12 protein-coding genes are annotated in these 8,580 nt (G+C 41.2%); 5 read left to right on the top strand and 7 right to left on the bottom strand.

Annotation, left to right across the window (positions count from 1 at the left end; all coding sequences use genetic code 11):
- The 6 genes from lysM to JR005_RS02125 form a co-directional block, all read right to left on the bottom strand.
- On the bottom strand, positions 1-468 hold the full coding sequence (gene lysM / locus JR005_RS02100; protein WP_004991076.1) for a peptidoglycan-binding protein LysM: 468 nt from the start codon (positions 466-468) through the stop codon (positions 1-3).
- A 221-nt stretch (positions 469-689) separates the two neighbouring features.
- Positions 690-926 (bottom strand): acyl carrier protein, encoded by a 237-nt coding sequence (gene acpP, locus JR005_RS02105; RefSeq protein ID WP_004991077.1) that lies wholly within the window; start codon positions 924-926, stop codon positions 690-692.
- Positions 927-1,011: 85 nt separating this feature from the next.
- On the bottom strand, positions 1,012-1,746 hold the full coding sequence (gene fabG / locus JR005_RS02110; RefSeq protein WP_125269207.1) for a 3-oxoacyl-ACP reductase FabG: 735 nt from the start codon (positions 1,744-1,746) through the stop codon (positions 1,012-1,014).
- On the bottom strand, positions 1,743-2,729 hold the full coding sequence (gene fabD / locus JR005_RS02115; protein WP_125269208.1) for an ACP S-malonyltransferase: 987 nt from the start codon (positions 2,727-2,729) through the stop codon (positions 1,743-1,745). The genes fabG and fabD overlap by 4 nt, the downstream gene beginning before the upstream one ends.
- Positions 2,730-2,883: 154 nt before the next feature.
- A complete protein-coding gene (gene rpmF, locus JR005_RS02120; protein ID WP_004723964.1) occupies positions 2,884-3,069 on the bottom strand; it encodes a 50S ribosomal protein L32 in 186 nt (61 codons plus the stop codon).
- Positions 3,070-3,148: 79 nt separating this feature from the next.
- Positions 3,149-3,709 (bottom strand): YceD family protein, encoded by a 561-nt coding sequence (locus JR005_RS02125; protein WP_218665500.1) that lies wholly within the window; start codon positions 3,707-3,709, stop codon positions 3,149-3,151.
- A gap of 95 nt (positions 3,710-3,804) precedes the next feature.
- Between JR005_RS02125 and JR005_RS02130 the strand changes: the two genes are divergently transcribed.
- Both JR005_RS02130 and JR005_RS02135 read left to right on the top strand, forming a co-directional pair.
- Positions 3,805-4,467: an elongation factor P hydroxylase gene (locus JR005_RS02130; protein WP_218665501.1), complete on the top strand. Its 663-nt coding sequence runs from the start codon at positions 3,805-3,807 to the stop codon at positions 4,465-4,467.
- A gap of 211 nt (positions 4,468-4,678) precedes the next feature.
- Positions 4,679-5,296 (top strand): L-threonylcarbamoyladenylate synthase, encoded by a 618-nt coding sequence (locus JR005_RS02135; RefSeq protein WP_004991100.1) that lies wholly within the window; start codon positions 4,679-4,681, stop codon positions 5,294-5,296.
- A 15-nt stretch (positions 5,297-5,311) separates the two neighbouring features.
- Here JR005_RS02135 and JR005_RS02140 read toward each other — a convergent pair whose 3' ends face one another.
- The gene (locus JR005_RS02140) at positions 5,312-6,046 is read right to left on the bottom strand and encodes a GNAT family N-acetyltransferase (protein ID WP_004991103.1); all 735 of its coding nucleotides are present in this window, start codon (positions 6,044-6,046) and stop codon (positions 5,312-5,314) included.
- Positions 6,047-6,301: 255 nt separating this feature from the next.
- Here JR005_RS02140 and JR005_RS02145 point away from each other — a divergent pair, with 255 nt between their 5' ends.
- From JR005_RS02145 to rluB, 3 genes are all read left to right on the top strand, one after another.
- Positions 6,302-7,093 (top strand): segregation and condensation protein A, encoded by a 792-nt coding sequence (locus tag JR005_RS02145; protein ID WP_218665502.1) that lies wholly within the window; start codon positions 6,302-6,304, stop codon positions 7,091-7,093.
- Positions 7,090-7,680 (top strand): SMC-Scp complex subunit ScpB, encoded by a 591-nt coding sequence (gene scpB, locus JR005_RS02150; protein ID WP_004995886.1) that lies wholly within the window; start codon positions 7,090-7,092, stop codon positions 7,678-7,680. Before JR005_RS02145 ends, scpB begins: the two co-directional genes overlap by 4 nt.
- Before the next feature lie 41 nt (positions 7,681-7,721).
- Positions 7,722-8,580, top strand: an 859-nt coding sequence (rluB, locus tag JR005_RS02155; RefSeq protein WP_228731732.1) for a 23S rRNA pseudouridine(2605) synthase RluB, incomplete at its 3' end; no start/stop codon positions are given.

Below are 8,580 nucleotides of genomic sequence, written 5' to 3' on the forward strand. Positions count from 1 at the left end.
TTATTGCGGAATACGCAACACCTGACCTGGATAAATATCATCAGCATCCTTTAAAAGAGGCTTATTGGCTTCAAAAATTTTATTGTATTGGTTTGGATCACCATAATATTCTTTTGAAATTTTCGATAAATTATCGCCAGATTTAACCGTGTAAAATTTACTTTCAGGCTCAGGTGTTTCAACCGTCATTTGATCATCTACTTTGGCAACATGATCAATATTTCCCACAGCCAATACAATTTTTTCCTTGTCTGCTTGACTCTTGACCTTACCCTGAATCGTCGCCAAATCTGTGGTGCTGTTATAGTTCACCACCAAACCTTCTACAGGCAAACCTAAACTTTTAATATGCGCCAAAAGCTGATTTGCAATCTCTTGTGCTGTCGGTTCAGCAGGCGTTGCAGCGGGTTGTTCAGTTTTTGCCTGATTTTTCTTACCGATACCTTTTACGAAATCAAAAAGACCCATGATTGTCTCCTGTAATGATTATTGTCATCATGAAATAAATTTAAAGCCCTTATAGTTATACTCAAAAAATATCTCGATTTTGGTATATGTTCACTTCAATCAAGTAACAGTATGTAATTTATTTAACCAAATTTTTTAGGATCAGTTGTTATTGAACAATTTAAATTTTAGCTCAGCCATAAAAAAACCACCTTGCGGTGGCTTTTATCAACACTGATCCATTAACCTAATTTCTTGGTTACATAATCAATTGCTGATTGAACAGTTGTGATTTCGTTAGAATCTTCATCAGGAATGGTGATGTCGAAGTCATTTTCGAAAGACATAACAAGTTCAACTAGATCAAGAGAGTCAGCACCCAAATCATCCATGAAAGATGCTTCGTTTTTGATCTCTTCAACTTTCATACCAAGTTGTTCTGCAACTGCTTGCTTAACACGTTGTTCGATATCGCTCACAGGAATTCTCCTCATTGCTTGTGGCGTTTTTAATTGCCGTTAGTTTAATTGAATATTGAATATTTTAAAAGTTTATCCATCAGCCTTAGGCCATGTATAAACCACCATTTACATGTAATACCGTACCAGTAATGTAACTTGCTTTATCAGAAGCGAGGAAACTTACTGCATTTGCGATATCTTGTGGTTCGCCAAGACGACCCAGCGCAACCTGATCACTCATTTTTTTACGAAGATCTTCGCTTAAGCTATCTGTCATTTCAGTTGCAATAAAACCGGGTGCAACACTGTTTACCGTAATCTGGCGACTACCCATTTCCTTGGCAAGACTGCGACTAAATGCCTCAATACCTGCTTTGGCTGCTGAATAGTTGGCTTGACCTGGATTCGCAAAATGCGCAACCACTGAACTCACATTGATAATACGTCCAAAACGGGCTTTGGTCATGCCTTTTAGCACACGTTTCGATAAACGATAAACCGCTTTTAAATGAATATTTAAAATGTCGTCCCAGTCATCTTCAGACATACGCAGTAATAAATTATCACGCGTGATACCTGCGTTATTGACCAGTACCAACACAGGACCATAGTTCTGCTCAATGTTTGAGACAACTGCTTCAATTTGATCCAGATGACGAACATCGAGTGCCAACCCTATGCCCTGCTCTGCAAATTGTGCCGTTAATTTTTGAGCACCTGATTCACTTGTTGCCGTGCCCACTACAAAAAAACCGTCTTGAAGAAGTTGCTGTGCAATTGCCGCGCCGATACCACGGCTCGCACCTGTCACCAAAGCAACTTTACGTTGTTGTGTCATGCAATTTTTCCTTCAGCCACTAAAACTGCGCTTAGGGCATCTTCCATACGACCTTTGGTATCGATCGCAAATGCTTTTTCAATATTTGGCAAACGTTTCGCAAGGTTACTCAGCACTGTACCCGGACCACATTCCACCACATACTGAATCCCTTGATCTTGCAGGTATTGCATGGTGCGTGTCCATTGTACTGACTGATACAATTGAGCCGTGAGTGCCTGACGCAATTGAGCAACATCGGTGGCGATTGCCGCGTTGACATTTTGTATTACAGGTATATGAGGTAGCTCAATGGCAGTTTGTTCCAATGCTGCTGCGAATTGTTCTGCCGCAGGTTTCATTAATGAACAATGTGATGGTACAGACACAGGCAAAGCAATGGCTTTACCAGATTGCTCTTTGGCAAGTGCCATGACATCATTCACCAATACAGTCGAACCTGCGATGACCACTTGACCTTGTGCATTGTAATTTGCAGCTTCAACCGAACCCTGTCCAGATGCAGATACGCTTTGGCAGAGCTCTAGCACTTTCTCGTCAGGCAATCCCAAAATTGCAGCCATGGCGCCTTGACCTTGTGGAACAGCACTTTGCATCAATTTACCGCGTAAATTGACCAATTTCACTGCATCAGCAAGGCTTAATGCTTGTGCTGCAACCAATGCACTGTATTCACCCAGTGAGTGTCCTGCCAAATATTTAGGTGCAATACCACCCAAATCTAGCCATACACGCCATAAAGCAATACTCGCAGTGAGCAATACAGGCTGAGTATTTTCAGTCTGATCAAGACCTTCACCACTTTGCGCAATCTGCCACAAATCAAAACCAATTGCTTCTGAAGCTTCAGCAAAAGTCTCTTGCACACCACTAAACTGTTCGGCAAGTTCAGCGAGCATGCCGACTTTTTGCGACCCCTGACCTGGGAACAAAAATGCAGTTTTGGTTGCTTGAGCCACTTGCTCGAGTCGTTTAGCAGACATATAAAAATCCTTTACTTCGTCTTAGCTCGTTTCCGAGGCGGAAATTTAACACTTATTGAATCAATTGATAATTGCGAAAAGCAACAAAAAAAGGGAGCTTTCGCTCCCATTTTTTCTACACTTAAGCATCACGCTTTTATGCAAATTGGCTCAATTATTCAGCATCAGCTGCTTTAGCGAATAATTGACGACCACGGTAAAAACCATCTTTAGTCACGTGGTGACGACGATGAGTTTCACCTGTAGTTTGGTCTACAGTTAATGCATTCTCGGTTAAAGCGTCATGTGAACGGCGCATGTCACGGCGAGAGCGACTTTTACGGTTTTGCTGAACGGCCATGATGGCTCCTTACAAAGATCGAAAAAATGGATCAGAACAAATTCAGTTGTCTTAACTCAACATAATAACACAAATTGTGTTATGGATTAAGTTTGCCTTTCAAACCTGCCAAAACGTCAAACGGATTATCACGTTTTTCTTCGACAACATTCTCAACGGCTGGTTGATGCTTATGCTCACAAGACACATGCTTAGGAGATAAAGGCATCAACAATAACAGTTCATCTTCTATGAGTGACAGTAAATCAACAGTGGCAGGAGTGGAAAAATCACCCTTTGTTGAAGATTCGCTTTCGCCCAAGACGATGAAATCAGCATCCTCATCCAAGCGCTCTATCAGTGACTCATCATCAACCAGTGCGAGACGGAAGTCTGAAACAAGAGGAATTTCCACAGGCTCCAGACAACGCTGACATTCCAGTGGAACTTTTGTTTCAACATGACCATCAAACCACACAACGCGATGATACGCATCCATTGATAGCTTACAGTCTATAGAGATCAATTGATCATTAATTGATCCAACAGCTTCACGAGCAATACGAGCAAAGCGAGACAATGGCAGTGTTCCTGACCATGTAAAGCCCTGCTCAGCCCATTTAAACGGCTCAATCTGTGCCGGAAAGGTATTTGCTGACATAATTAAGGCGGCAATTCTACAAATTCATCGGTACTCTGTCAAAGATTAAGATACAATTTTGTACTAATTTAGACAGAACTCATGGTAACACAGCAATGCACCTGTTGCAGCCGCAACCTGAAGTAACAACTTCATTACTTGTTAGCACCCATTCAACCCATCAGTCTGCCCTGTCGTCTAATACAGTGCAACTCTCACCGTGGCAAAGCCTACAAACAGAACACGATCAGGTTGATTGGCTTATTTTACACTTTAATCACTGGTTTTCCCATCAAAATGTGACGCTGGTCAAAGGAGATTTTGAACCCGAATATTTTCCTGCGCAAAATCAAGCACCCGCTAGAATTCAGTTTGCTCATGGTTTTTTTAATAGTGCCTTACATGAAATTAGTCACTGGACGATTGCAGGGGCAAAACGACGTTTATTGCCTGATTTGGGCTATTGGTATGCGCCAGATGGTCGAACGCTTGAACAACAACAGCTTTTTGAACAAGTCGAAATTAAACCGCAAGCAATTGAGTGGTTCTTTGCTCAAGCTTTTGGTCGCAAATTTCGAGTATCTTTAGACAATTTAACAGGTGAAGGTGGCGACGGAACATCGTTTAAAGATCGTGTTTTTACTCAGGTACAGGCTTATTTTTCAGGTGAAGCAAAACTACCATCTGATGCAGCGTATTTTATTCAATGTATTTGCAGCTGTACTCGTGACGGTAAAATTTTACAATCTGATGAATTTAAACGTGAATTGCTTGATTAAATCTGCTTTTAATTACACAACCGCAACTTCTCATCACGTACTGAATCTATTCAATGTGATTAAATAAAAGCGGTCATCAGATTCTTTTTGTCTTTGTTTAATCCCTGTTCATTTTTCTTTTCAAGGGAGAAATAAAAGGACTGATGACAGAAATCTATTGGATAGAAGTGACACTTTACAACAATAACATTTGACTCAGGAGGATCCAGATATGTTGCATTTGCATATTCATCCAGAAAATCCACAAGCCCGATTGATTACTCAGGCCGTTGAACGTATCCGTGCAGGCGAAGTAGTGGTCTATCCAACCGATGCCGCCTATGCGATTGGTTGTCAGATTGGCAATAAAAGCGCAATGGAGCGTATTGCGCAAATTCGTGGACTTGGCCCAAAACATCAATATGCGATTATGTGTTGCGATTTATCAGATATTGCCACTTATGCCAAAGTCGATAATGCCATGTATCGTTTATTGAAAAATAATACACCAGCAATCACCACTTTTATCTTGCCAGCCACCAGCGAAGTTCCAAAGCGGTTAATGCACCCCAAAAAGAAAACTATCGGGCTACGTATTCCGACTAATCCTATCTGTCAGGCATTGTTACAAGAATTAGGTGAACCCATTTTGACCAGTACCCTGATCTTACCGGGTCAGGAAGATCCATTGGATGATCCTTATGATATTGAAAATCAATTATCTAAGCGGATTGATGTGTTTATCGATGGAGGATTTGGCACATTGACCACCACCAGTATTGTAGATTTGTCTGGAGACCATCCTGAGGTTGTTCGTCAAGGCGCAGGTGATGTGAGTGCGTTTGAGTAAGCATTCATAGCCACCTTACAAAGGACGAAATTGTTCAATCACATCATTTAAACGTTGTTTTTGCTTGGCATGTTCATCAAAGTTATCAGGGCTTAGCCAGACATCATAGGCAGATTTCAATTCAAACCACTCCTCGTCAATGATTGAAAACCATGCTGTATTGCGGTTACGTCCTTTTGTTACTCGATCTTGGCGAAATAGTCCTTCAAAATAAAATCCAAAGCGTAATGCCGCACGTTTTGAAGGCTCATTCAAGTCATCACACTTCCATTCGATTCGTCTAAAATTGTAATCAAAACACTGTTTAAGCAATAAAAAGACAGCTTCTGTAGCAGCGGTTGTATGTTTTAAGCGATGTGAAAAATACACGTTGCCAATTTCAATGGCAGCATGCGCTAAACGTGGATTGAGCAATGCGATCCAACCCACGACTTCATCATTCATCTTAATTAGATAATGATACGAAGGATGAAACCCAAATACATTTTGCAGGGCATGCTTCAACTCATCGCGACTTTGAAAACCCTCATAGGGTAAATATGTCCAACACCGTGCATCTGGTTCAGTGCTAATCGTTTGCCAAAGTTGCTCTAGCTCCAAATCATTTGGACAGGTATCAGAAAGAGGAAGTAATTCCACAAATTGTCCTGTTAATTTCTCATATTGATAACTTACAGGTAATAATTGTTGAACCTGAAATCCAACAGGTTGTTGGTACAAATTTAAGTTTGATTTAAAATAATTTTTCATTTTAATTATGCCCTAAGTCTAGTCTATTGATCCGACCACATTTCTAAACAAAATAACACTATCACAAAACCTTGAGCGTATTTAGGTATAAAATAGTGTTTATTTATTTATGGTTTTAATGCTTTTAACAATTTATTAAAGTCTGAATTTCCATTAGAATAAAAGCCATTCTAATCTCCTTCTCTTTATGGCATTTATGCTCAATATGTCTAAAGTGACTCATGCTTTTGAAAATTCGCGTGGCCTATAACTGTAATGAACCAAGCTTTGAATCATTCATCGGAAGCCTTGCCGCAGATTCGCGTATTGGACGAATGGCAAGATGTTATTCCTGAAGATTTATATATTCCGCCTGCTGCTTTTGAAATTTTACTCGAACATTTCGAGGGACCCCTCGACTTCCTGATTCACCTAATTCAAAAAAATGGTTTTGATTTATTACAACTCGATATTGCCCCTATTGCGACTCAGTACCTTTCTTATATGGATGCAATGAAGTCTCTCAATATTGAATTGACCGCAGACTATATGGTCATGGCAGCGTTGTTGGCTGATCTTAAATCACGATTACTCCTTCCTAAACCCACATCAATCACTTTAGAAAAAGATCCTAAACAGGAACTCATTGATCGTTTAGAAACCTATTTGCGTATTAAGCAAGCTGCCGAACGTTTAGGACAGTTTCCAGTACTAGATCGGGATACTTTTAGTCCCAATGTCGGCTTAGGTCATACAGCACCTGTGTATGAAGGATATGATGTCGAAAGCTTACGCGATGCACTGTTTTGTGTATTTAATCGACCTGAACCTGTCATGCATACGGTTGAACAAGAACCTGTTTTACTTGAAGAACGTATTGCGTTTATTCAGGAAAAAATTAGCTCTGGGTCTGTTTTAGTATTTGAGGAATTATTAAATCCAGTACAGGGTCGGATGGGCATGGTTGTGACCTTTATGGCCGTATTGGAACTGACGCGCCAACAAATAATTAGAATTGTTAGCGCAGGTATTGATGCGCCACTCTCGATTCAGGGAGCGCAGCTATGACTCTCGATCAACAACTGGCGATGTCACCTGAAGACATGCATCATGATGTGTTATTGCAAATTGAAGCGATTTTATTTGCCAGTGATGCACCAGTGTCACTTGCACGATTAAAACAAGCCTTTCAGGATCAATATAATAAACCGCAATTACGTCAGTTTTTACAACAGCTTGCTGTCTTACAACATGGGCGATCTATTGAACTGATTGAAACTGCTCAAGGCTTTCGGTTTCAGGTTCGATCAAAATATCGTAATATAATCACACAAGTTTGGCCTGAACGCCCAACCAAGCTCTCACCGTCATTGCTCGAAACCATTGCCGTGATCGCCTATCATCAGCCAGTCACGCGCGCGGATATTGAACAGATTCGTGGTGTTACCAACAATAGTCAGATTTTGCGCACATTATTTGACTGGAACTGGATTAAAGAATCGGGTTTTAGAGATTTACCCGGAAGACCTGCGTTGTTGATTACAACGCCCCAATTTTTGAACGCTTTTGGCCTAGCATCTTTAGGTCAATTGCCTCCCCTACAGGATGCCAAGGAAGCTTTCATGACACTGGATGCCAATGCAGCCAAGTCTTGAATAGGTGAACTGTTGACAATTAATTCTAAGGTTGTGCTGTCATGAGTGAAAAGTTGCAAAAAGTATTAGCGCGAATCGGTCTCGGTTCACGTCGATATATGGAAGAGGTTATTGCCGCAGGTCGCGTCAGTGTAAATGGTCAGATTGCGCAGGTAGGCGAACGAATCGAACCAGGTGATGAATTACGTATTGATGGTCGTAAAGTTCAGTTTCAAGTCGAAGATGAAATTCGTCGTCGTGTCCTGATTTACTACAAACCTGAAGGTGAAATCTGTTCCCGCAACGACCCTGAACAGCGTCCAACTGTGTTTGAGCATCTCCCTCAAATTGCTAATGATCGTTGGGTCATGGTAGGCCGTCTGGACATTAACAGTACAGGTTTATTGCTTTTTACAAATGATGGTGAACTTGCCAATCGTTTAATGCATCCTTCCAATGAAGTTGAACGTGAATATGCAGTTCGTGTCATGGGTGAGGTTACTCCGCAAATCCGTCAAACCCTTTTAAATGGTGTAGTACTGGATGATGGCCCTGCCAAATTCGAGTCATTTTCAGAGCTCGGTGGTGATGGGATCAACCGTTGGTATCAGGTTGTGGTTAAAGAAGGACGTAACCGCGAAGTTCGTCGCTTATTTGAATCACAAGGTTTAAAAGTCAGTCGCTTATTACGTACCCGTTATGGCACTGTAATTTTGCCACGTGAACTGCGCACTGGCCGCTGGATGGAACTAGATAAAGCAGATATTGATAACCTGACGAAGCTGGTTGAACTCAAACCACGCCAAGGTACTGGTCTGTATGGCATGGCGAAACGTCGTACTGAACGTATGGTTGAAAAACCAATGGCAGCACGTCGCGGTGGTTACTTACGTCAGCAAAAACGTGATACAGATGATCAAA

The organism is Acinetobacter sp. Colony158, from assembly GCF_019264745.1.
Classification (GTDB): domain Bacteria; phylum Pseudomonadota; class Gammaproteobacteria; order Pseudomonadales; family Moraxellaceae; genus Acinetobacter; species Acinetobacter ursingii.